The sequence below is a fragment of the Caballeronia sp. LZ001 genome, assembly GCF_031450875.1.
GTDB lineage: Bacteria > Pseudomonadota > Gammaproteobacteria > Burkholderiales > Burkholderiaceae > Caballeronia.
The window spans coordinates 1,378,525-1,401,471 of the sequence record NZ_JARTVX010000004.1; the positions used below are offsets into that span (position 1 = coordinate 1,378,525).

At 62.6% G+C, this 22,947-nt stretch carries 23 protein-coding genes and 1 pseudogene; 18 read left to right on the forward strand and 6 right to left on the reverse strand.

The window, feature by feature from the left end; all coding sequences use genetic code 11:
• Positions 1-2 precede the first annotated feature (2 nt).
• The 6 genes from oppB (at position 3) to oxlT (ending at position 7,103) form a co-directional block, all read left to right on the forward strand.
• On the forward strand, positions 3-923 hold the full coding sequence (gene oppB, locus P9292_RS17070) for an oligopeptide ABC transporter permease OppB (protein WP_244829572.1): 921 nt from the start codon (positions 3-5) through the stop codon (positions 921-923).
• Positions 924-933: 10 nt separating this feature from the next.
• Positions 934-1,824: an ABC transporter permease subunit gene (locus P9292_RS17075; RefSeq protein ID WP_250467162.1), complete on the forward strand. Its 891-nt coding sequence runs from the start codon at positions 934-936 to the stop codon at positions 1,822-1,824.
• A 3-nt stretch (positions 1,825-1,827) separates the two neighbouring features.
• Positions 1,828-2,826: an oligopeptide/dipeptide ABC transporter ATP-binding protein gene (locus P9292_RS17080; protein ID WP_309960249.1), complete on the forward strand. Its 999-nt coding sequence runs from the start codon at positions 1,828-1,830 to the stop codon at positions 2,824-2,826.
• Positions 2,819-3,811: a murein tripeptide/oligopeptide ABC transporter ATP binding protein OppF gene (gene oppF / locus P9292_RS17085; RefSeq protein WP_309960251.1), complete on the forward strand. Its 993-nt coding sequence runs from the start codon at positions 2,819-2,821 to the stop codon at positions 3,809-3,811. The genes P9292_RS17080 and oppF overlap by 8 nt, the downstream gene beginning before the upstream one ends.
• 227 nt (positions 3,812-4,038) lie before the next feature.
• A complete protein-coding gene (locus P9292_RS17090; RefSeq protein WP_309960253.1) occupies positions 4,039-5,466 on the forward strand; it encodes an OprD family outer membrane porin in 1,428 nt (475 codons plus the stop codon).
• Between the two features lie 323 nt (positions 5,467-5,789).
• Positions 5,790-7,103, forward strand: coding sequence for an oxalate/formate MFS antiporter (gene oxlT, locus P9292_RS17095; RefSeq protein WP_309960255.1), 1,314 nt, complete (start codon positions 5,790-5,792; stop codon positions 7,101-7,103).
• A gap of 400 nt (positions 7,104-7,503) precedes the next feature.
• Here oxlT and P9292_RS17100 read toward each other — a convergent pair whose 3' ends face one another.
• The 3 genes from P9292_RS17100 to hmpA all read right to left on the reverse strand — a co-directional run bounded on the left by P9292_RS17100 (position 7,504) and on the right by hmpA (position 9,716).
• On the reverse strand, positions 7,504-7,911 hold the full coding sequence (locus P9292_RS17100) for a cupin domain-containing protein (RefSeq protein ID WP_250510087.1): 408 nt from the start codon (positions 7,909-7,911) through the stop codon (positions 7,504-7,506).
• A 10-nt stretch (positions 7,912-7,921) separates the two neighbouring features.
• A complete protein-coding gene (locus P9292_RS17105; protein WP_309960258.1) occupies positions 7,922-8,359 on the reverse strand; it encodes a carboxymuconolactone decarboxylase family protein in 438 nt (145 codons plus the stop codon).
• A 169-nt stretch (positions 8,360-8,528) separates the two neighbouring features.
• Entirely contained in the window at positions 8,529-9,716 is a 1,188-nt protein-coding gene (hmpA, locus tag P9292_RS17110) for an NO-inducible flavohemoprotein (RefSeq protein WP_309960260.1), read from the reverse strand.
• 156 nt (positions 9,717-9,872) lie between these two features.
• On the opposite strand from hmpA, the pseudogene norR reads away from it, so the two are divergent.
• From norR to P9292_RS17155, 9 genes and pseudogenes are all read left to right on the forward strand, one after another.
• Positions 9,873-11,413, forward strand: a pseudogene (gene norR / locus P9292_RS17115) (nitric oxide reductase transcriptional regulator NorR).
• A gap of 427 nt (positions 11,414-11,840) precedes the next feature.
• On the forward strand, positions 11,841-12,500 hold the full coding sequence (locus P9292_RS17120; RefSeq protein WP_244829697.1) for a c-type cytochrome: 660 nt from the start codon (positions 11,841-11,843) through the stop codon (positions 12,498-12,500).
• A gap of 13 nt (positions 12,501-12,513) precedes the next feature.
• Entirely contained in the window at positions 12,514-13,782 is a 1,269-nt protein-coding gene (locus tag P9292_RS17125; RefSeq protein ID WP_309960262.1) for a cytochrome c, read from the forward strand.
• A 13-nt stretch (positions 13,783-13,795) separates the two neighbouring features.
• A complete protein-coding gene (locus tag P9292_RS17130) occupies positions 13,796-13,954 on the forward strand; it encodes a hypothetical protein (protein WP_250493447.1) in 159 nt (52 codons plus the stop codon).
• A gap of 26 nt (positions 13,955-13,980) precedes the next feature.
• The gene (locus P9292_RS17135; protein ID WP_309960264.1) at positions 13,981-14,547 is read left to right on the forward strand and encodes a cupredoxin domain-containing protein; all 567 of its coding nucleotides are present in this window, start codon (positions 13,981-13,983) and stop codon (positions 14,545-14,547) included.
• Positions 14,537-16,162 carry a b(o/a)3-type cytochrome-c oxidase subunit 1 gene (locus P9292_RS17140; RefSeq protein WP_244829598.1) on the forward strand — a complete coding sequence of 542 codons (1,626 nt, stop codon included), beginning with the start codon at positions 14,537-14,539 and terminating at the stop codon, positions 16,160-16,162. The genes P9292_RS17135 and P9292_RS17140 overlap by 11 nt, the downstream gene beginning before the upstream one ends.
• Positions 16,159-16,968: a c-type cytochrome gene (locus tag P9292_RS17145; RefSeq protein WP_250467147.1), complete on the forward strand. Its 810-nt coding sequence runs from the start codon at positions 16,159-16,161 to the stop codon at positions 16,966-16,968. The genes P9292_RS17140 and P9292_RS17145 overlap by 4 nt, the downstream gene beginning before the upstream one ends.
• Before the next feature lie 121 nt (positions 16,969-17,089).
• Complete coding sequence (locus tag P9292_RS17150; RefSeq protein WP_309960266.1) at positions 17,090-18,145, forward strand: NAD(P)/FAD-dependent oxidoreductase; 1,056 nt, start codon at positions 17,090-17,092, stop codon at positions 18,143-18,145.
• Positions 18,146-18,183: 38 nt separating this feature from the next.
• Positions 18,184-18,894 carry an extensin family protein gene (locus tag P9292_RS17155; RefSeq protein WP_309960268.1) on the forward strand — a complete coding sequence of 237 codons (711 nt, stop codon included), beginning with the start codon at positions 18,184-18,186 and terminating at the stop codon, positions 18,892-18,894.
• Positions 18,895-18,904: 10 nt separating this feature from the next.
• On the opposite strand, the gene P9292_RS17160 is transcribed toward P9292_RS17155, so the two are convergent.
• Together P9292_RS17160 and P9292_RS17165 are read right to left on the reverse strand one after the other, a co-directional pair.
• Entirely contained in the window at positions 18,905-19,594 is a 690-nt protein-coding gene (locus tag P9292_RS17160) for an HD domain-containing protein (RefSeq protein WP_309960270.1), read from the reverse strand.
• A gap of 23 nt (positions 19,595-19,617) precedes the next feature.
• Positions 19,618-19,752: a hypothetical protein gene (locus P9292_RS17165; RefSeq protein ID WP_309960272.1), complete on the reverse strand. Its 135-nt coding sequence runs from the start codon at positions 19,750-19,752 to the stop codon at positions 19,618-19,620.
• Between the two features lie 165 nt (positions 19,753-19,917).
• Here P9292_RS17165 and P9292_RS17170 point away from each other — a divergent pair, with 165 nt between their 5' ends.
• Positions 19,918-20,886, forward strand: coding sequence for a GlxA family transcriptional regulator (locus P9292_RS17170; RefSeq protein WP_244829603.1), 969 nt, complete (start codon positions 19,918-19,920; stop codon positions 20,884-20,886).
• A 117-nt stretch (positions 20,887-21,003) separates the two neighbouring features.
• A complete protein-coding gene (locus P9292_RS17175) occupies positions 21,004-21,501 on the forward strand; it encodes a hypothetical protein (protein ID WP_309960275.1) in 498 nt (165 codons plus the stop codon).
• A 117-nt stretch (positions 21,502-21,618) separates the two neighbouring features.
• Here the strand turns inward: P9292_RS17175 and P9292_RS17180 are convergent, their stop codons facing one another.
• Complete coding sequence (locus P9292_RS17180; protein WP_309960277.1) at positions 21,619-21,900, reverse strand: hypothetical protein; 282 nt, start codon at positions 21,898-21,900, stop codon at positions 21,619-21,621.
• Between the two features lie 195 nt (positions 21,901-22,095).
• On the opposite strand from P9292_RS17180, the gene P9292_RS17185 reads away from it, so the two are divergent.
• Positions 22,096-22,749: an OmpW family outer membrane protein gene (locus tag P9292_RS17185; protein ID WP_309960279.1), complete on the forward strand. Its 654-nt coding sequence runs from the start codon at positions 22,096-22,098 to the stop codon at positions 22,747-22,749.
• The last annotated feature ends 198 nt before the right edge of the window (positions 22,750-22,947 follow it).

Below are 22,947 nucleotides of genomic sequence, written 5' to 3' on the forward strand. Positions count from 1 at the left end.
CTATGTGGTCTTATACATTGCGGCGCGTGCTGCTCACGCTGCCTACGCTTCTCATCGTGATCACGGTGTGCTATTTGCTGCTGCACGCCACGCCCGGTGGTCCGTTCGACGGCGAGCGCAAGGTTTCCGCCGAAGTGCTCGCGAATCTGCAGGCGAAGTACCACCTCGGCGAGCCGTTGTGGAAGCAGTACCTGCTGTATCTCGACAGCTTGTTGCACGGCGACCTGGGCGCCTCGTTCCGCTATGCCGACTGGAGCGTGAACGAACTCGTGCTGCGCGCCTTGCCGGTGTCGCTCTCCATCGGCGGCGTGTCGATGCTGCTCGCCATCATTATCGGCGTCGCCTTCGGCGTGGCGGCGGCGCTTCGGCGCAACAGCATGATCGATTACGCGCTCATGTTCGTGAGCAACGCGGGCAACGCGTTTCCCTCGTTCGTGATCGGGCCGGTACTGATCCTCGTGTTCGCCATTGCGCTGAAATGGCTTCCCGCGGGCGGCTGGAACGACTTTCAGATGCGCTACATGGTGCTGCCCATCGCGCTGCTCGTGATGATCAACGTCGCCACCGTGGGCCGTGTGACGCGTGCGAGTCTCATCGAAGTGATGAACACGCAGTACATCCGCACCGCGCGCGCGAAGGGCTTGCCCATGCGCACCATCGTGCTTCGCCATGCGATGAAGCCCACGCTCATTCCAGTCGTCTCGGTGCTCGGTCCGCTCGCGATTTCCTCGATCACGGCGGCGGTCGTGACGGAGTCCGTGTTCTCGTTGCCGGGCATCGGCAAGCTGATCGTGAACGGCGCGGCCAACCGCGATTACACACTGGTGCTGGGACTCGTCGTGCTCGTCACGGTGGTGGCCGTGCTGCTCAACCTTTTGGTCGACCTCGCCTATGCGTGGCTCGATCCGAAGATCCGTTACTAAAGGGCGCCCAATGAAATCCGTATCTTTAGCGCCGCTCTTGGAACAGGCCGTCGCGGGCCGAAGCCCCTGGCAGGACGCCCGCGCGCGCTTCGTGCGCAACAAGGCGGCGGTGGTCAGTCTCGCGTTGCTCGCGGTCATCACGCTTATCTGCGTAGTCGGACCGTGGCTCTTGCCGAATCAGTTCGATTCCGCCGACTGGAACGCCATGAGCGCCGCGCCCACGTTCGAAAACTGGCACCTCTTCGGCACCGATGAAACCGGGCGCGATCTGCTCGTGCGCTGTCTCATCGGCGGACGCGTGTCGCTCGTGATCGGCGCGCTCGCCACGTTGACATCGGTCACGCTCGGCATCGTGTGGGGCGCGCTGGCGGGATTCATCGGCGGGAAGATCGATAACGCGATGATGCGTTTCGTCGACATGATGTACGCCATTCCGTACCTGCTGATCGCCATTCTCATGGTCACGCTGCTCGGCCGCGAGTTCTATCTCGTCGTGCTCACCATCACCGTGTTCTCGTGGATGGACATGGCGCGCGTGGTGCGCGGCCAGACGCTCGCCATTCGCTCGAAGGAATACGTGGAAGCGGCGCGCGCCATCGGCGTGCCGACCTCGCGCATCATCGTGCGGCATGTGGTGCCGAATCTGCTCGGCATCGTCGCGATCTATACCACCGTCACGGTGCCCGGCGTCATTCTCACCGAATCCGTGCTGTCGTTTCTCGGGCTTGGCGTGCAGGAACCGATGACGAGCTGGGGCGTGCTGATTCAGGACGGCGTAGGCGTGATGGAAACCTCGCCGTGGATTTTGCTGTGTCCGGCGGCGCTGCTTTCGATCACGCTCTATTGCATCAACTTCGTCGGCGACGGTTTGCGCGACGCACTCGATCCGAAGGACAGGTGAATCATGCCGCTACTTCAAGTCAGCGATCTTCAGGTCGAGTTCAAGACCAACGACGCCACCGTGCGCGCGGTCAACGGCGTTAACTTCACGCTGGAAGCGGGGGAAACGCTCGGTATCGTCGGCGAATCGGGTTCGGGCAAGAGCCAGAGCGTGCTCGCCATGCTTGGGCTGCTTGCATCGAACGGACGCGCAAGCGGGCAGGCGCTGTATCGCGGGAAAAATTTGCTCGGGCTGTCGGGCAAGGCGCTGAACCGCATTCGCGGCAACCGTCTCTCGATGATCTTTCAGGACCCGATGAGTTCGCTCAATCCGTACCTGAGCATCGAACGGCAGATGACCGAAGTGCTCGAACTGCACAAGAACATGACGCGCCGCGCGGCGAAAAAGCGCGCCATCGGCATGCTCGAAGCGGTACGCATCCCGGAAGCGGCGCATCGTATCGGACAATATCCGCATGAGTTGTCGGGCGGCATGCGTCAGCGCGTGATGATCGCCATGGCGCTGCTCTGCGAGCCCGAAGTGCTTTTCGCCGATGAACCGACCACCGCGCTCGACGTCACCGTGCAGGCGCAAGTGCTGCAATTGCTGCGCGATCTGCAGCGCGACTTCGGCACGTCGATCGTGTTGATCACGCACGACCTCGGCGTGGTGGCCGGTCTCTGCGAAAAAGTCATGGTGATGTACGGCGGCCGCGTGATGGAGCAGTGCGATGCGAGCAGCCTGTTCGCAAAGCCGTCGCATCCGTACACCATCGGGCTCTTGCGCGCGTTGCCGCGTCTCGACAAGAGCGGCGGCGAACTGACCGGCATTCCGGGCAACCCGCCGAACATGGCGCATCCGCCCGCGGGCTGCCCGTTTCACGAACGATGCGCGCATGCCGCCGAAGACTGCGTGCAGCACGTGCCCGCGTTGCGGCCGGTCGATGGCGTGCACTGGCTGCGCGCCTGCCATCGTTCCGCCGAAGACATGATCACCCGCTACCAGGAGGCGAGCCATGTCTGATGCATCGGCCCCGACGATACTTTCCGTGCGCGATGTCCGCGTGCATTTTCAGGTGAAGTCGAAGAAGCGCTTGCCGTGGGCGCCGTCGCGCACGCTCAAGGCCGTCGACGGCGTGAGCTTCGATCTGAAGGCGGGCGAAACGCTCGGCGTGGTCGGCGAATCGGGCTGCGGCAAGTCCACGCTCTCGCGCGCCATTCTCAACCTCATTCCCGCGACCGCCGGCGATATCGTGTGGATGGGCGCGCCATTGCGCGAAGCATCGACGCGCGAATGGCATCGCGTACGCGGCGACGTGCAGATGATCTTTCAGGACCCGCTGGCATCGCTCGATCCGCGCATGACGGTCGGGCAGATCATCGCGGAGCCTTTGCTCGAACATCGGCCGGGCATGAGCCGGCACGAGATCGACGTTAAGGTGCGCGCGTTGATGGCGAAAGTGGGTCTGCGCGAGCAGATGATCAACCGCTATCCGCACGAGTTTTCGGGCGGGCAGTGTCAGCGCATCGGCATTGCGCGCGCGTTGATCGTCGAGCCGAAACTCGTGATCTGCGACGAGCCGGTGTCCGCGCTCGATGTCTCCATCCAGGCGCAAATCGTCAATTTGCTGAAGTCGCTTCAGAAGGAGATGAAGCTCTCGCTGATCTTCATCGCGCACGATCTCGCCGTGGTGCGCCATATCTCCGACCGCGTGATGGTGATGTACCTCGGCCGCGTGATGGAGCTTGCCGACAAACACGCGCTCTATGAAACGCCGCGCCATCCGTACACGCGCGCGCTGCTTTCGGCCGTGCCGGTGCCGGACCCGTCGGTCGAGCGCGCCAAGGTCGTGCAGATTCTTTCCGGCGATATTCCGAGCCCGATCGACCCGCCATCGGGCTGCGTGTTTCATACACGCTGTCCCATGGCCGAGTCGCGTTGTTCGCTCGAGACGCCCACGTTGCGCGCGTTGGCGGAGAAATCCTCCGCCGCCTGCTTCTTTGCTTGATTACATCTAAACACGTCGAATAGAGGAACCCGGAAACTCGTCATAAAGCACTATCAATTCGCTCGCGCGCAGCATGGCGCGTCTTCTGTTCGCCCTAGCCGTTTGCCACGTTCGTCCCGACCGTTTGTATCGCCGGACGTGGCTTTTCGCATCCGTTCGTTTCGGAATCCTTCATGGATTTCGATGGAGCAATCAACAGGTTGAGTCAGTAGTTGGAGATACTTTTCATGAAAAAACAAAAACGTTCCCTCGCGCTTTCCATTTTGCTTTTCAGCGGCTTCATGGCCGCTTCGGTCGCGTCCTACGGGCAACAAGCCCCGGCACAGACCGACGATACCGACCCGCCGTCGCGGCACACCGAGGCGCCGCCTTCATCGCCGCCCAATACCGAGGCAGATGCGCCCGTGAGCAATCAGGCGAAATCGAAAGGGCTGATCGAAGACTCGCATCTGAACTTGCTCACGCGCTCTTACACCGAGCATTTCGAAGCGAAGGGCGCGGAGAAGAAGGACGCGTGGGTGCTCGGCGAGCAAGCGGTATTCGAATCGGGTTACACGCGCGGTCTCGTCGGTCTCGGTTTCGATCTGACGATGTTCGGCGCGCTCAAGCTCAACGGCGGCAGCGGCGCGGGCAACCGCGTGCGGATCGGCGCGCCGGGCGAAGCGGGGCGCACGCAACTCGCGTGGGCGTATCCCGGCGTGTGGGACGTGAAGGCGCGTGTTTCGAACACCGTGTTCAAGTATGGCCAGCAACTCTTCGATAACCCGTTCCTCGTGCCGCACGACAATCGCGCGCTGCCGCCGACATATCGCGGCTTCTCGCTTGCCAGCGACGAGATCAAGAACCTGACCTTGAAGGCCGGTACCGTGGATGGCGTGATCGCGCGCGGCATGGCGAGCGTTACGGGCCTGACCACCGAGTACGGCGGCACGCACATGTCGCAGTTCACGTATTTCGGCGGCGACTGGACCCATGGCGACGATACCGCCGTCACGCTCTACGGCAGCGTCGCGAACAACGTGTGGCAGCAGTACTATCTCTCGGCGACGCAAAGTATCGGCGACCCGAAAACCGTGCGCTGGACCGGCGCGCTGAACTACTACTACACGGGCGCGATCGGCGACAAGCGCCAAGGCTCGATCAACAACAACGCGTACAGCCTGGCGCTTGCCGGCACGCACGGCGCGCATACGCTTCAATTCGCGTTTCAGCAGATTGCAAGCGATCAGTTCTTCGACTACGTGGGCCAATCCGCGGGCGACTATCTCTCGAATTCGCTGGATGTCGACTACAACGCGCCGCACGAAAAGTCCGTGAGTCTGTCGTATTCGCTCAACATGAAGGAGTACGGCGTGCCCGGCCTGAAGTTCACGCTGTGGGGCGCGTATGGCTGGGACGCGGATGCGACAGCCATGGCCAACCAATATTCCAACCCGGATAGCAGCCAGCACGGGCTCTACTGGAAGGACGGGCAGCCGGTGCATGGCACGCACTACGAAATTGGCGTAATCCCGAGCTATACGGTGCCGGACGGCAAGTTCAAGAACACGTCGGTCAAGTTTTACTACATGCACCATCACGGCAGCCAATACTATTCGGACGGAACGAGCGACGTGTATCGACTCATGGTCAACGTCCCAGTGAACGTGTTCTGACGCGAAGCGAGAATCCTACAAAATCTCCTCTTTACATTACGTATAGCTTTCATATATAAAGAGAGTGCGTGTTGCGGATTGCCATGTCTCGCCCACGCCCATCGCCCGGCAGCCTCGTGACTGCCGGGCTTTTTTTCGTCCGTTCAATGTGCGGCGGTTAGCTTTCATGCGCTTACGGTATGCATCGTCCTAAGTGAAAACCCCGCCGTTTCTTTCGCTTGACTTACTTGATATATCAAATACTGTGTATATGCGATGGCGGTCGAAGCGTCATCGCAGGAGGCGCCGCTCGGCGTCCGATTACACAAGGCAAGGAGACATGCATGGGAACCGACCGGATGGATCGCGAGAAGGAGACGTCGCGCCTGGCGTCGCCGTGGGTGCAGTTGGTGTTCGGCGTGATTTGCATGGCGATGATCGCCAACATGCAGTACGGGTGGACGCTCTTCGTCAATCCGATCGACGAGAAGTATCACTGGGGCCGCGCGTCGATTCAGGTCGCGTTCACTATCTTCGTGGTTACCGAGACGTGGCTCGTGCCCGTGGAGGGGTATCTCGTCGACAAATACGGTCCGCGTCCTGTCGTCGTGTGCGGCGGCTTGCTGTGCGCGATTGCCTGGGCGATCAACTCGGTGGCGTCGTCACTGCCGCTCTTGTACTTCGCGGCGGCGGTGGGCGGCATCGGCGCGGGCGCGGTGTATGGAACATGCGTCGGTAACGCGCTCAAGTGGTTCCCCGAGCGACGCGGCCTCGCGGCGGGCATCACGGCGGCGGGCTTCGGCATGGGGTCGGCCGCGACTGTCGTGCCGATTGCGCACATGATCAAGTCAAGCGGATACGAAGCCACGTTCCTATGGTTCGGACTCGGTCAGGGACTCGTGGTGTTCCTGCTCGGCATGGCGCTTTACGCGCCGCCCGCGCAGATGCTCGCCGCGGTCAAGAGCAAGTTGAAGCGCGCCGTCTACAACGCGAGCCCGAAGCAGGTGTTGAGTTCGCCGATCTTCTGGGTAATGTACATCATGTTCGTGATGATGGCCGCCGGCGGATTGATGGCGACCGCGCAACTCGGGCCAATCGCGAAGGATTTCGGGTTGCACGATTCGCCCGTGTCGCTGCTTGGCCTGACGTTGCCGGCGCTGACTTTTGCGCTGACCATCGACCGCGTGCTCAATGGCTTGACGCGACCGTTTTTCGGTTGGGTATCGGACCGTATCGGACGCGAGAACACCATGTTCATCGCCTTTGCGATCGAAGCGGTGGGCATTGTCGCGTTATCGCGATACGGGCAGAGTCCGGTGGCGTTCGTGGTGCTGACGGGCATCGTGTTCTTCGCGTGGGGGGAAATCTACAGCCTCTTTCCCGCGACGTGCGGCGATACCTTCGGCCCGAAGTTCGCGGCCACCAATGCCGGATTGCTGTACACGGCGAAGGGAACGGCTGCGTTGCTGGTGCCGTTCTCGAGCGTGATCACATCGATGACGGGAAGCTGGCACGCGGTCTTCATGCTGGCGGCGGGCATGGCGGCAATATCCGCGCTGCTCGCGCTCTTCGTACTCAAGCCGATGCGCAATGCCCATTCGCAGAAGCATGCGCGCGCGGCGGGGTTGGAGATGGGGTATTCGCCGGTGAAGGAGTAGAGCGCAAGGCGCGGGCGGGTGGCGTTAGGCGTCGCCCGTCTCGTCTCGTTGGTGCTTTATCGCATGGTGCATCAGCATGGCGGCGACGGCTTCGGGCGCCTCTCAAAGAAGCGAATGAAGCGCCAAGTCGGCGCACCCGCGCCGACGCTAGAACCGCATGCCCATGTTGCACATGCCGAAGCCAATGCCATTGGTGGCGAAGCCGGCGCATCCCAGAATGCCGCATCCGCCAAGCGCGGATAAGACTGCGAAAACCGCGGCGGCGGCAAGAAAAGTACGAACCTGCTTCATGATGTCGAAACGAAATAAACGTGGCGCCGCGATTGTCGCTCAATGGCTAGGCACGTTTGTCACAAAGCGTGAATGCCGAATGAATCACGCTTAACCGCCAGGACATCGCTCAATGCGGAATCGGCAGCTTGACCGGATCGCCGTCGCCTGCCACCGCAAAGACCAGCAGCTTCGCCGGCTTGGTCGCGCTCGCATTCTTCGATACGAGGTGATGCGCGCCGGGTGGCTCGTACCACGATTCGCCCGGCCCGTAGGTCTTCGCGGACGACCCTTCGAGTTGTGACGTGACATGACCTTCCAGCACATACGCGAAGATCGAGCCAGGGTGCATATGCGCCTCGGATGCCTGCCCCGGCTTATACGAGACAGTCGCCATCAGCACGTTCTTGCCCGCGATCTCGGGAATCGCCTGCTTCATCACGGGCGTGATGACTTCCGCGGCTGCATCGTGCGCGAACACCCTGGACGCGCTCAACGCCAGCGCCGCCGTCAACATCATGATCTTGCGAAGGTTCATGGCTCTCACCTCACGCGGGAATCTTGCGGAACGCGATCGAAAAGCGGTTCCAGCTATTGATCGCGGCGATGAGAAGCGTCAGGTCGACGATTTCCTCGTCGCTGAAATGCGGCTTCACGGCGGTCCAGACGGCATCGGGTACGTGATCCTCGGACACGAGCGTGAGCGCCTCGGTCCATTCCAGCGCGGCACGTTCGCGGTCGGTGAAGAACGGCGTTTCGCGCCAGACGACGACCGTCGCCAGCCGGCGATCCGTTTCGCCGCCCTTGCGCGCGTCGGTGGTGTGCATGTCGACGCAAAACGCGCAGCCGTTGATCTGCGATGCGCGCAAGCGCACCAGCTCGGTCAGCGATTTCTCGAGTCCGCATTTAGCGATGCGCTCTTCGACACCAACGAGCGCCTTGATCGCGGCGGGGCTGGCTTTGTAGAAGTCGAGACGTGATTCCATGATGATTTCCTCTTCGCTTAGGGTTTGAAAGAGCGTCATGAGTGACGCGACAGATGTAGATTAGTCGCCGGATTGGTTTTATGAAATGGCCGATTTTTGGTAATTTCAGGTGACCAGTAACCGGTGAAAAAAAGCCCGAGACGATCAGTCGCGGGCTCGATGACAGCGCTCAATCCAGCGCGGAAGCCGGTCCGAAAAACTCGTAGCGGCTCTGCGCATCCGGCACGCCGAGCGTCTTCAGATGCTTTTTCACCGCCTTCATGAAGGGCTTCGGCCCGAGAAAATAGGCATCGACGTCGCGAGTCACGGGCAGCCATCGCGCAAGCAGCGTTTCATCGACGAAACCAGTGCCGTGCGCTTCCTGGTCGCCATCGCGCTGCTGTTCATAGCAGTAGAAACGCTTCAATTGCGGATGCTGTGCCGCCAGTTGATCCACCACCTCGCGAAACGCGTGCACGCCGCCGTGGCGCGCCGAATGAATGAAGTGCACCGGTCGATTCGGATTGGCGACGAGCGCGGCCTGCAGCATGGCAAGCGTCGGCGTGATCCCGACGCCACCGCTGATCAGCACGAGCGGCTTCTCGTTATGTTCGAGCCTGAAGTCGCCAGCGGGCGGATAAAGCTCGATGACATCGTTCTCACGTACGTTCGCATGCAGAAAGCCGGACACGCGGCCGTTCGCTTCGCGCTTCACGCTAATGCGGTACTCGCGACCATTCGGCGCGGCGGACAGCGAGTAGTTGCGGCGCATTTCTTCGCCATCGATATAAACGCGCAGCCCGATGTATTGACCTGGATGAAAGTCGAGCAGGGCGCCGCCATCTTCGGGCACGAGATAGAACGACACGATCTCCTCGCTCTCCGCGACCTTGCGCGTGACCACGAATCGCCGCGTGCCGCGCCAGCCGCCCGGCGCCTTCTCGCGTTCGCTGTACATGCCTTCTTCCAAACCGATCAAAAGATCCGCGAGTTGCCGATACGCGGCGGACCATGCCTCGATCACGGCATCGGTGGCGATTTGCTCGCCGAGCACTTCGCGGATCGACCTGAGCAGGCAGCGTCCCACGACCGGATAATGTTCCGGGCGGATATCGAGCGCGACGTGCTTATTGATGATCTGCCCGACGAGTCCGCCGAGCTGTTCCAGTTGGTCGATGTGCCGCGCGTACATCAAGACGCCGTTGGCAAGGGCACGCTGCTGCGCGCCGCTCGCCTGATGCGCCTGGTTGAACATCGGACGCACTTCGGGATTCTCGTCGATGAGCATTTTGTAGAAGTGCGTGGTGAGCGCCTCGCCGCCGCTTTCCAGAAGCGGCACGGTGGCTTTGACGATGGCGCGGTGTTCGGGTGACAGCATGGTCGGAGTCCTCGTTCCAGGGCGAAGCAGGGAGCGCTTCGTCTCGCAATTTGCAATACAGGTTCCGTGCCAGAGTAGAATTATCGTTAAATCAATTGCTTACCTTCGCACATGGTCGATTCGACTCTAGTCAGAAAGACTGCTGAAGTAGTCGCAATGACTTCGCGTGTATTGCTCGACGCGCTCGTTCCGCTGATCGAAGACCTCTCGCACGAGATGCCGGACACCGAGCGCTATCGTCGCCTTTTGCGTACGCTGCGCGCGCTTTTTCCGGGCGACGCCGCCGCGCTCCTGCGACTCGATGGCGACATGCTCGTGCCGCTCGCGATCGACGGATTGTCTGGCGATACGCTCGGCAGGCGCTTCCGCGTCGGCGATCATCCGCGTTTTGCCCGCATCCTCGCGCGCAGCGAACCGACGCGCTTCGCCGCCAACTCCGATCTGCCCGATCCTTACGACGGCCTGGTCAAGGGCGTGGACGGTCATCTCGAAGTACACGATTGCCTCGGCTGCACGCTTTTCATCGACGAACGGCCTTGGGGTTTGCTCACACTCGACGCACTCGATCCCGCGCGCTTCGACGACATCGACATGGCTTCGCTTCAGGCGTTTCTCAGTCTCGCGGCGGCGACCGTGAGTGTGGCCGAACGCATCGATACGCTCGCGCGCACGGGCGAAGCCGAACGGCAGCGCGCGGAGTCGTATCGGCAGGCGAACGGGACGCGTCGCCGCGAGATGATCGGCAATAGCGAGCCGCACAAGCGCTTGCTGGAAGACATCGCGATCGTCGCTACGAGCGAGCTGACCGTGCTCATTACCGGTGAAACGGGCGTCGGCAAGGAACTCGTCGCGAGCGAGATTCATGCGCTCTCGTCGCGGGCCGACAAGCCGCTCGTGAGCCTCAATTGCGCGGCGCTGCCGGATACGCTCGTCGAAAGCGAACTCTTCGGGCACGTGCGCGGTGCGTTCTCGGGCGCGTCGTCGGACCGGCGCGGCAGTTCGAACTGGCCGACGGCGGCACGCTTTTTCTCGATGAAGTCGGCGAACTGCCGCTCGCCGTGCAGGCCAAGCTCTTGCGCGTGCTGCAGAACGGGCAGTTGCAGCGCATTGGGTCGGACAGCGAGCATAAGGTCGATGTGCGGCTCATCGCCGCGACCAATCGCGATCTCGTCGAGGAAGTCCGGGCGGGACGGTTTCGCGCGGATTTTTATCATCGGTTGTCGGTTTATCCGCTCGTCGTGCCGCCGTTGCGTGAGCGCGGACGCGACGTCCTGTTGCTCGCGGGCTTCTTTCTGGAGGAGAACCGCGCGCGCCTCGGCCTTCTGAGCCTGCGCCTTTCCGCCGATGCGCAAGCCGCGCTGCTCGCTTACGACTGGCCGGGAAATGTCCGCGAACTCGAGCATCTGATCGCGCGCAGCGCATTGAAGGCGCTCGCGGGCGTGCGCGAACGTCCGCGCATCCTGACGCTTACCGCCGCCGACTTCGGTCTCGCCGACACCACGCGCACCGCGTCACCGGGCGCGCCGCCGACGCCTGCCGCCGGCGTCGATTTCCGCGAAGCCGTCACCGCCTACGAACGCACGATCGTCCTCGATGCGCTCGCGCGTAACGGGCAGAACTGGGCATCGACGGCGCGTGAGCTTGGCGTCGACCGGGCAAATCTGAATCGTCTCGCGCGCCGCCTCGGGCTCAAGTAAGCGCGCAAATATTTTTCTCGAAAATCTTCACGCGGACGCGCAAAGCGTTTATTGGTGAGGCTAGGCAAGACGGCATGGCGTGGTTACGCATCTCAAAATAATGCGGTTCATTGATCTGGCGCAAACAACGATCACTCGTTCCGCACGCAGCAAACGCGCGGATTGAGACAATCTGCAGGCTGGGAAAAACGGTTGGGCTCTTCTAAGATCAGAAGTGCAAAAACGACGATCCACCGATACAACCACCCGACAATCATCAGCAGTACGAGCATTGCATTGCACTGAACAACAAGCGCCGGCGACCGCATTGACGTGCACGTCCGGCTGATCGAACACGGCAACTCGAAACGGGGGATACGTGGGAAACGTGGGATACGTGACTAAGCGCACCGCACTCCTGTTGTCCACGCTATTGGCATTCGCGAGCATGGGCGCATTCGCGGCGGAGCCGGCGCTCGAGCGCGCCCCGGACACCATGCAGGCCCGCGTCATGGGCTGCGCCGCCTGTCACGGCGCGCAGGGCGAAGGCACCGGCAACGACTACTTCCCGCGTCTTTCGGGCAAGCCCGCAGGCTATCTGTACAACCAGTTACTCGCGTTTCGGGACGGGCGCCGCAAGTATCCGCCGATGAACTATCTGCTCGCGTATCTACCGGATGCGTATCTCAGGCAGATCGCCGATTACTTCGCGGGCGAGCGTCCGCCATTCCCGCCGCCGAGCGCCGTCACGGCCGATACGAAGACGCTCGATTACGGCAAGGCGCTCGTCACGAAGGGCGATTCCGCGCGCAACGTGCCCGCATGCGTGAGTTGCCACGGCGGCGCGATGACCGGCATGGAGCCCGCCATTCCCGGCTTGCTCGGCTTGCACGCCGACTACATCAGCGCGCAACTCGGGGCATGGCGCTACGGCACGCGCACGACCATCGCGCCCGACTGCATGCGCCACGTCGCGCAGCAGTTGAGCGAGCGCGATATCACCGCCATCGCCGCGTTCCTCGCGTCGTTGCCCGCGCCGCCCGATGTGTCGCCGGTCGCGGCCGGAAGCCTCAAGATGCCGCTCGCTTGCGGCAGCGTCCATAACTAACCGAGGAACCGACGTGCTTCGATTCCGACAACTTGGGACGCTTGCCTTGGCGGTGTTCTTTGCGGCCTGCTTCGTATCGGCGGGCAACGCGTCTGCACAGACGAAGAGTGCCGATGCCGCCACGGTCCAGCGCGGCGAATACCTCGCGCGCGCGGGCGATTGCATCGCGTGCCATACGTTGCCCGCTGGCAAGACCTTTGGCGGCGGCCGTCCCATGGATACGCCGTTCGGCACGCTCTTCACGCCGAACATTTCGTCGGACAAGGAGACCGGACTCGGCAACTGGACCGCCGACGAGTTCTACCGAATGATGCACACCGGCCGCTCGAAGGACGGCTCGCTGCTCTATCCGGCCATGCCGTTCACGTCCTACACCAAGGTCACGCGCGCCGACTCCGACGCCATTTATGCGTTTCTCATGTCCACGCCGCCCGTGCATCAGCCGAACCGGCCGCATGAACTGCGCTTTCCGTTCAACCGGCGCGAACTGCTGATCGGCTGGCGCTCGCTCTTTTTCAGGGAGGCCGAATATCGGCCGGACCCAAAGCAATCGGTGGAATGGAATCGCGGCGCGTATCTCGTCGAAGGACTCGGGCATTGCTCGATGTGCCATACCGCGATCAACGCGCTCGGCGGCAATGTCGCGTCGAAGGCATTCGAAGGCGGCCTGATCCCGATTCAGAACTGGTACGCGCCCTCGCTTACGTCGAACAAGGAAGCGGGCTTGGGCGACTGGAGTATCGACGAAATCGTGGGCTTGCTGCACGCGGGCGTCTCGCATCGCGGCGCGGTGTATGGACCGATGGCCGAAGTGGTCTACGACAGCCTGCAATATCTTTCCGAAGACGACGTGCGCGCGATGGCCGTCTATCTCAAGGCGTTGCCCGCGCGCTCCGGCGACAAGTCCGAGCCGCCGACCCAGGCCGTGGTCGAACAGCGCACGAATCTCTCGCCGCTCGGCAAGAAGATTTATGACGCCCAATGCGCCGAATGTCACGCGGCCCAGGGCCAGGGCAAGCCGCCCGATTTTCCGCCGCTCGCGAACAATCAGTCCATCGTCATGAACTCGGCCGTGAACCCTATCCGCATGGTGCTGAACGGCGGCTATCCGCCCGGCACGTTCAAGAATCCGCGTCCGTACGGCATGCCGCCGTTCGCGCAGTCGCTGTCCGACGTGGAGGTCGCGGCGGTCGTCACGTATATCCGCACGGCGTGGGGCAATCGCGGCGCGCCGGTGACGGTGAAGGAAGTCAACGAGCTGCGCTCCGCGCCGCTTTATTGAGGATCGACGACACATGAACGAAGACCCGAACGAAGACGCGCGGCTCGATGAAATAGTCAAGAGCGGCCCCGCCGGCGCGCTCGCGCTCGCGGGTATCTCCACCGCGATCGTCATCGGACTGTGGTTCGTCTTTTACTTCGCCGTGTTCTTGCCGCGCGGGGTGATTCAGTGATCGTGATTCGTCGAGGCGGCAGATAAATGGCCATTTCCCCCGGTTCGCATGAAGTCGCCGAGCGCGTCGAAAAACGCTGGGCAATGCTTGTCATGGCGATCGTCGTCGTGCTCGTCGCGATGGTGGTCTACACCGGCATCCACTGGGCAATGATGCCGCCTTCGCGCGTCGAGACCGTGCGCCCTGAATCGCTGCATGTATCGGGCGAATTCATCGAAAGCAATCTCGGCAGCGCGCCCGAGGCGGATGGCTCGGTGACGGTGCGGATCGTCGCGCAGCAGTATTCGTTCACGCCGCAATGTCTCGTGGTGCCCGCAGGCGTGCCGGTTACGTTCCGCGCGACGAGTTCGGACGTGGTGCATGGCTTTCTGATCGAGAACACCAACATCAATTCGATGCTCGAACCCGGTTACGTCTCGACCTTCAAGACGACCTTCAACCAACCCGGCGAGCACCTGATGCCATGCCACGAATACTGCGGCACCGGGCATCAGAACATGTGGGCGCATGTGAAAGTGGTGGATCGCGCCGAGTTCATGCAGATGGCCGTGCAATTGCCGGCCAATTCGCGGAGAGTGTCCTGTGTTAAATAGCAAGCGCCTCGTCCTCGCGCATTTCTGGCTGGCGTTCATCGCCTTCGGTGTCGCGCTTTTGCTCGGCGCGTGGCAGATGCTGGTGCGCAGTCCGCTGCATCCGTGGCTACAGAATCCGGAGCTGTACTACCGCTCGGTGACGGCGCACGGCTCGGCCATGGGCTACGTGTTTCCGACCCTGATCGCCATGGGCTTCGGCTATGCGGTAAGCGAACTGGCGCTGAAGCGCCCGCTCGTCGGAAAGCGTTGGGCGTGGCTCGGCTTCTGGCTCGTCGCCATAGGCTCCGTCACCGCGATGGCGCCTGTCGCCATGGGTCTTGCGTCGGTGCTCTACACCTTCTATCCGCCGATGATCGGCAACGCGTTCTATTACATCGGCGTGGTGCTGGTGGTCGTCGGCTCGTGGATCTGGGTCGCGCTGATGTCGGTGAACCTCGCGGCGTGGAAGCGCGACAATCGCGGCAAGCCGGTGCCGCTCGCCATGTTCGCGACCGTCGCGGGCGCTTATTTGTGGGGCTGGACGGCGGTGGGCGCGGCCATCGAAGTGCTGTTCATGATTCTGCCGGTGGCGCTCGGCCTCAAGCACACCATCGACGCGGGACTTGCGCGCGTGTTCTTCTCGTGGACGCTGCACGCTATCGTCTATTTCTGGCTGATGCCGGCATATATCGCGTATTACACGATCATTCCGCGCGCCATCGGCGGGCGTCTTTACAGCGATGCGATGGCGCGCATCTCCTTCATTCTGTTTCTCGTGGTGTCGATGCCCATCGGCATTCACCATCTGTTCGCCGATCCGCAAGTCGGCTCGGGCTTCAAGTTCATGCATTCGGTGTTCACGGCGCTGGTCGCGGTGCCGACGCTCTTGACCGTGTTCACCATCTGCGCGTCGGTGGAGATCGCGGCGCGGTTACGCGGCGGCAAGGGCGCGCTCGGGTGGATCAAGGCGCTGCCCTGGTCCAATCCCATGATGCTCGCCGTCGCCTTCTCCTTCGTGATGCTCGGCTTCGGCGGCGCAGGCGGGCTCATCAACATGAGTTATCAGCTCGACTCGACCGTGCACAACACGCAATGGGTGACGGGGCATTTTCATCTGATCTTCGCGGGCGCCATCGTCATCATGTACTTCGCGATCGCCTACGATCTGTGGCCGCATCTCACCGGCCGCGCGCTGCAAAACCTGAAGCTGATGCGCTGGCAGTTGTGGCTGTGGTTCGTCGGCATGATCGTGCTGACGTTCCCGTGGCATTACGTCGGCGTGCTCGGCATGCCGCGACGCATGGCCTTCTACGATTACACGGACCCTGCTATCGCGGCGCAGGCCGTGTCCGTGATCGTCTCGGTGATCGGCGGGTTCATTCTCGTGGTCTCGGCGGTGCTGTTCTTCATCGTGCTCATACAGGCGCATCGCGCGCCGCGCGTGACGGTCGAGGAATTCCGCTTCAGCCGCGCGTTGCATGAGCCGCGCAGCATACCGGTGGCGTTGAACAGCTTCGCGCTGTGGCTCGTGCTGATGATCGGCCTCACGCTCGTCAACTACGGTTATCCCATCGCGCAGCTTCTCTCGCGGCCGGATACCGCCGTGCCCGCGGTTCCCATCGGAGCGCAGCGATGAGCGACGAACGCCTCTTCACCTTCAGGAACCGCTGGTTCGCGACGAGCGTGCTGGGGATGATCGGCATCGCGGTGGTGTCGGCGCTGATCGGCTTCGTGTGGCTGCCTTCGGTGCATCGCGACGAGCCGTTCACGGGCGTCTGGAACGCCATCTGCAGCGCGGCGGGCGTGCCGCGCAGCTGGTACGCGGGCGAGGGCGGAAAGACCGTCGAGCCGACCGTCACGCTCACGGGTGTCGAAGTCACGCCGCAGTTGCTCGTGAACGTCAACGCGAGCGCGGTTGGACGCGGCGCGACGCTGGCTCTGCGCTGCACGATGTGTCACGGCGAGCGCGGCATGAGCGAGGCCAATTCGCCGAATCTCGCGGGCCAGTATGCGTCGGTGATCTACAAACAGTTGATCGATTTTCAGAAGGGCGCGCGCAATAACGCGGTGATGTCGCCGATGGCCGTGAATCTCTCCGATCAAGACATGCGCGATCTTGCCGCTTACTACGCGAGCTTGCCGAGGCCGCCCGCGCAGCGCAAGGTGAGCGCGTCGCTCGCGCCTTCGATCGTTTCCCACGGTGCGCCGATGCGCAACATCGCGCCCTGCGCGACGTGTCACGGCGGTATCGACAGCAAGGCGGGCAGCCCGTGGCTCGACGGCTTGCCGGCCGCTTATACGAAGGCGCAGTTGACCGCTTTTGCCAATGGCACGCGCACCAACGATATCAACGAAGTCATGCGCAACGTGGCGCGCAACATGACGCCGGACGAGATCGAAGCCGCGGCGGCTTATTATGCGCGGGAGCTGGACGGGCATTGAGCGGCTGCAACTGCACGCTATCGCCGTTCGGAAAGCAGGGGTTTCGTTGCCGCGCTGGTTCGGTTTCTGTATCGTGGTCCGTTCAATGCTGCGTTTTGCGCAGCAGGCACCGGACCCCGCAATGAACGATCACGCCATCCACACCACCGACGTCCTCATCGTCGGCGCAGGCCCCGTCGGGCTTTTCGCCGCCTTCGAAGCCGGCGTGCTCGGCCTTTCGTGCCAGATTGTCGACACGCTCGGGCGCATCGGCGGGCAATGCATCGAACTTTATCCCGACAAGCCGATCTACGACATTCCCGCCGTTCCGTCGTGCACCGCGCGCGAACTCGTGGATCGTCTGCTCGAACAGATTCGTCCGTTCGACGTGCCGATCCACCTCGATCAGCGCGTGATATCGGTGGCGCAACGCGAGGATCATCGCTGGACTGTCGAGACCGAGCAGGGCATGCGTTTCGATGCCGCCGCCATTCTGATCGCCGCGGGCAATGGCGCGTTCGTGCCGCAGCGCCTGCAAGTGCCGCAAGCGGACGCGCTCGAAGACAACGGCGTGCACTACAGCGTCGCGCGTCTGGCAGATTTCGCGGACCGCGAGGTCATCGTCGCGGGCGGCGGCGATTCCGCGCTCGACTGGGCGCTGGCTTTGCGCGGCGTCGCGAAGAAGCTCACGCTGGTGCATCGGCGTAACGGGTTTTCGGCGGCGGCGGCATCCGTGGCGGCAATGAAGCGCGCCGTGGAGGCGGGCGAGATGGCGTTCGTCGTCGGCATGATCGATTCGCTCGACGCGCCCGGCAACACCTTGCGCGGCGTGCGTATCAAGCACGTTGACGGCACCACCGATCTCGCCGCCGACAAGCTCGTCGCGCTGTATGGCCTGGTGGCGGATCTCGGGCCTATCGCCCAATGGAACCTGGATGTGCGCGGCGGACGTATCGAAGTCGATACCTCGTATTACGAGTCGTCGCGGCCGGGCATTTTCGCGGTCGGAGATATCGCCAACTATCCGAACAAGCAGAAGCTCATCTTGTCGGGCTTTCACGAGGCATCGCTCGCATTGCGCAAGGCTTACTCGTACGCTTACCCCGACAAGAAGCGCGTGCACGTTCATTCGAGTTACGACGCGAAGCTCGCGCAGCGCGTGCAGTCAGGCGGCACGCGCGCGGCGGAAGGGAGCTGACGGTTGCGCGTCGATCCGCTTCGACCAGGGCGCGCGTCTTGATCGGTCGATTCGTCGCGTGGCTGCTGCTGGTGGCGTGCGTCGCGGCGCTCGGCCTGGGCTATGCGGTCTATGCGCGCCGCATTAGCGTACCCGCGCAATACGATCCTTTCACGCCGCTCGATGTTCGCGCGCCACCCGACTTCTTCACCACGTTCCGACGTTGGCGCACGCTGCACGATGCCGACATGTGCCGGGCCGCGCTCGAACAATCTTGGCTCGACTATCGGCCGATGGCGGATTCATCGGCCCCCGGCGGCTGCGGACTCAAGGACGTGGTGCGCGTGACGCAATCCGCCGAAGTTCGCTACAGCTCGCCGTATCTCGCCACGTGTCCGCTCGCGCTCTCGATGGCGTTCCTCGAGCATCGATACCTGCAGAGCGCCGCCGTCGAACTCTTCGGCGAACGCGTGACGCGCATCGAGCATGTTGGCAGCTACGCGTGCCGCAACGTGAATCATCGGCAAGACGGCGCGCTCAGTCAGCATGCAAGCGCCAATGCCATCGACCTCACGGGTTTCGTGCTCGCCGACGGCAAGCGCATCACGCTCGCGCGCTGGGACGATTCTGCATCGCCCGAAGCGAGCTTCCTGCGACGCGTCCACGAAGGCGCATGCCAGTCGTTCGACACGACCCTCGGCCCCGATTACAACGCGCTCCACAAGACACACTTTCACGTCGACATGGGCCCGTATCGCATCTGCCGCTGATGCGTTCACGTCACGCGTGCTGATGCGCCGGATTACGGCAGGTCGAATGATCGTGAGAACCATCGCTCCATGCCGAGCCGAGGATGATGCTGCAGAAGTTCAGCCGCTTGTAGCTCGGGTCCTTCAGCGCGAGCACGTCGGCCTTCACGTTGCCAAACGTCGTTTCGGGCTTTTTGATGGTGCCTTGCGCGAACGCATCGATGATGCCTTCCTTGAAGTTCGCTTCCCGCGGATGTGCCGCCACCACGAGCCGGCGCTGATCCGCCGTGAATTCGTCGTAAGCAAGCCCGAGCACGTCCATCTCGACGCCTGCCGTCACGAGCGCGACGACCGGCTTCTTGTACTGCGGAATGCCCGGCGTCGTGTGCAGCGCGATGGCATCCCATACTTGTTCGATCTCGCCTTCGCCGATGCCGTAGCCGAGCAGGAAGTCGCGCGCCGCATTCGCGCCATCCACTTCGAAGCGGTCGTGCGCGCTGCTGTAGGCATCGACGAGTCCCATGTCATGGAACATCGCGCCGATATACAAGAGTTCCGCGTCATACTTCAGTTGCTTGCGTTCGCCCGCGAGCGCACCGAACAGGAACACGCGGCGCGAGTGGTGATAGAGCAAGTCGGGTTCCGTATCGCGCACGAGTTGCGTGGCTTCGCGCGCCATCTTGCTGTCGGGAATGCGAATGCCAGCGATGATTTCGTTCATTTCAATTACTCCTTGAAGGTTGTTCAGCTGATGTGGCTCGGCGAGATGGGATCGCTTGCCGGAAAAGTTTCGGCCAGCGCTTCATCGAGCAGATACTCCTGCAAGTCGGCATGCGCGCCGCGTTCGATATCGACGCGGGTGTTTGCTGATGTGTCCATTGCACTCGCCTCCGTGGCGTGAGACATTGCGTTGCATTGCGTTTCGATGAGTATCAGTGTCGGCAAAACGCGCGGTCGCGACAATGAAAACGACGCGTCGAACTCTGCCAGTCGCACGCTGTCTTCTGCCATGTGTTTTCAACGAGCTAAAAACCGCCTTCGCCGATGCCCACCGTTGCCCTCGCGATCTTTCCCGGCGTGCAGGCGCTGGACGTAGCCGGCCCCGTCGATGTCTTCGCGGAAGCCAACATGTTCGTGCCCGCGGCCGATGCCTACGCAATCACGCTCGTCGGCCCCGAAGCGCTTGCGGTGCGCGCATCGAACGGCACGCGGCTGTTGGCGGACGTCTCATGGCATGAAGCGCGCGGGCGCTACGACACGGCGCTCGTCGCGGGCGGTCCGGGTCTGCCTTTCGATGAACCCGATCCCGATCTCACCGCCTGGCTCGCCGATGTCGCCGCAAAATGCGAGCGTTACGGCTCGATCTGCACGGGCGCGTTTGCGCTGGGTCATGCCGGTCTGCTCGACGGGCGCGGAGTGACCACGCACTGGCAGAATGCGCCGCGTCTGGCCGAGCGCTTTCCACAGGCGCGCGTGGAGTTGGATCGCATCTATATGCGCGATGGGCGGCTCGTGACGTCGGCCGGAGTGACGGCGGGTATCGATGTGGCGCTCGCGCTCGTCGCGGAAGATCACGGGCCGCGCGTGGCGCTTGCGGTGGCGAAGCGCCTCGTCGTGTTCGCGCAGCGGCGCGGCGGACAGTCGCAGTTCAGCCCTTATCTGAGCGCGCCTGCCGACGAGACATCGCCGGTGGCGAAAGTGCAGGGTTATGTGATGGAGCACATCGGCGAAAGGCTCGCAGTGTCGCAACTCGCGAAGGTCGCGGGCATGAGCGAGCGCAATTTCGCGCGGGCCTTCGTGCAGCTCGCGCAGATGACGCCGCACGAGTTCGTCGAGCGCGCGCGGGTCGATGCTGCGCGCAACGCGCTCGAAAGCACGGATACGCCGCTCAAGACCGTGGCCTACGAATGCGGCTTCGGCACCGCGGACCGCATGCGCCTCGTGTTCATGCGGCGGCTCGGGGTATCGCCGAACGACTATCGGCTGAGCTTTAGGACACGCTTTTCAAAGTGATGGAACAGGCGTCGCCGTGCGTTCGTTAAAATTGGGATAACGAGGCGTGCCGCTGTTGCGGCTTTTCTTGCTGCGGGCACGCTGCATCGCAAACTAAATCGACAGACGGAAGATCGAATGACGACACAAGCGTCCCCCGTGCAGGACCCCTTCGAGCGGCGCGCATTGCTGCTGCATCTCGGCGATGTGCTGGAAACCGTGTTCTGCCTGAGTCAATGCGCCGATGACTATCCGAGCATCGCCGATGCGGTGCGTGGCACCGATGCGCTCGCGGACTTCACGCTGCTTGGCTTCGTCGCGGGCGACATGACGCCGCGCGAGTTTATCCGGCGCGCGTCGGGCGCGTTTTTCGTGTGGCCGAAGGCGCTGCTCGACGAGACGCTCAATCGGCCGATGCTCGCGAATACCGTGCGTCACGATCTATTCGAAGACAACGCGAAAGGCTGGGATGCGTACGTCGAGGAACGACGCCGCGAGGTGGTCTGGTTTGGCGAGGACTTGCCGGAGGTCGAGCAGAACACAGCGTCATTGGATGCAGCCGAGTCCAGCGATTCAGCGAAGACGTCGCGGTATGCGACCTGGCCGTGGCCGCATAAGGCGAAGGATGCGTCATAGCGTGCCAAGCAATGGTCTTGCGGGGCGAGGACATTGGCAGCCTGTTCGTAGCGCATCGAGGCGCGCGGACCTACGAACACGTCCGCGTTCTGCGATCCTCCCAACCCCGCACGAAGCTCAGGGCTTCTTGCTCATACTGCCCGCGCCCGCATCCATCCCCAAGCCATTCGGCCGATCCGGCGCTGGTCCCTTTCCCGCCGAGGTCTTGCCCGGCGTCGTCTTGAGCGCATCGCTCGCCGATGCCGCCGCTGCGGCAGGTGTCGTCGAGCTGTGTTCCTGATAAGCCGGAGTACTGTCGTAGTGCAGCTTGTTCGGTTGCTGGGCGCTTGCCACGACTGCGATCGTGCCGCCGAGCAGTATCCCCGCCGTGCGGCTGAGTGCGCCGATTATCGGTTTCATGTATCGCCTCCCGTTGTTGTGCGCCCGACTGTAGCCAGCAAACAACGGACCCGCGAACATAGCTTGTTCTCGCGCAAAGTCCCCCGCAGGAGAGCAGACCACGGCGTCTTGCCTTGACGCGCATCAACGCCGGGCTGTGCTGCGCTCGGGACAATTCCTGTGCAGGACATCGATCCAGAACAGGGAAAACCAGCAATGAAAACAGTGAAAGCAGGCATTAGCGCCATCGTCGTGGCATGCGCGGCATTGTGCGCGGGCATGGCACACGCGGCGGAAGATTCGTCGTCGAACGTTTCGATGAGCGGCATCCATGCAGGCGATGTGCTCGTGCGGTTGCGCGCCATCAGCATCGAGCCGCAAGTGAGCGCGGGCGGGGCGCTCGGCACGCTCAACACCAACGTGAACAACTCCATCGTTCCCGAACTCGACTTCACCTACATGATTCGCGACGACATCGGCGTCGAGCTGATTCTCGCGACCTCGCGGCATCAGGTGACATCGAGCATAGGCGGGCTGGGCGGCGTGGGTGTTTTGCCGCCGACCTTGCTGTTGCAATACCACTTCAATCATGCGGGACGCGTGCGGCCCTATGTCGGCGCGGGTATCAACTACACGCTCTTCTACAACGACAAACTGAAAGCGGGCGACGCCGATGTCTCCATCAAGCACAGCAGCTTCGGCCCCGCGCTTCAGGCGGGCGTCGATGTGCAGGTCGCGAAGAATCTGTTCGTCAACGCGGACGTCAAGAAGATCTGGATGCGCACGAGCGCGTCGGCGGGCGGCGTCGATCTCGGCTCGCTCAAGATCGACCCGTGGGTGTTCGGCGTTGGCGTGGGCATGAAGTTCTAAGGGCGAAACAGGCGGCGACCGACCCGTTTTATCGAAATTTGGCGGATGAAGCCGGTGCTTCTGGCGTGGAACACTTTGCCGGCACGGTATTCTTGCAGCAGGCCCGGCGCAGACGCGCGCGGTCACCTGCCGCCTGAGGCCGGCGTGACCCCGTGCGCGCTGCAACGACTAATAACACCGCATCGGGGAAACGCAAGC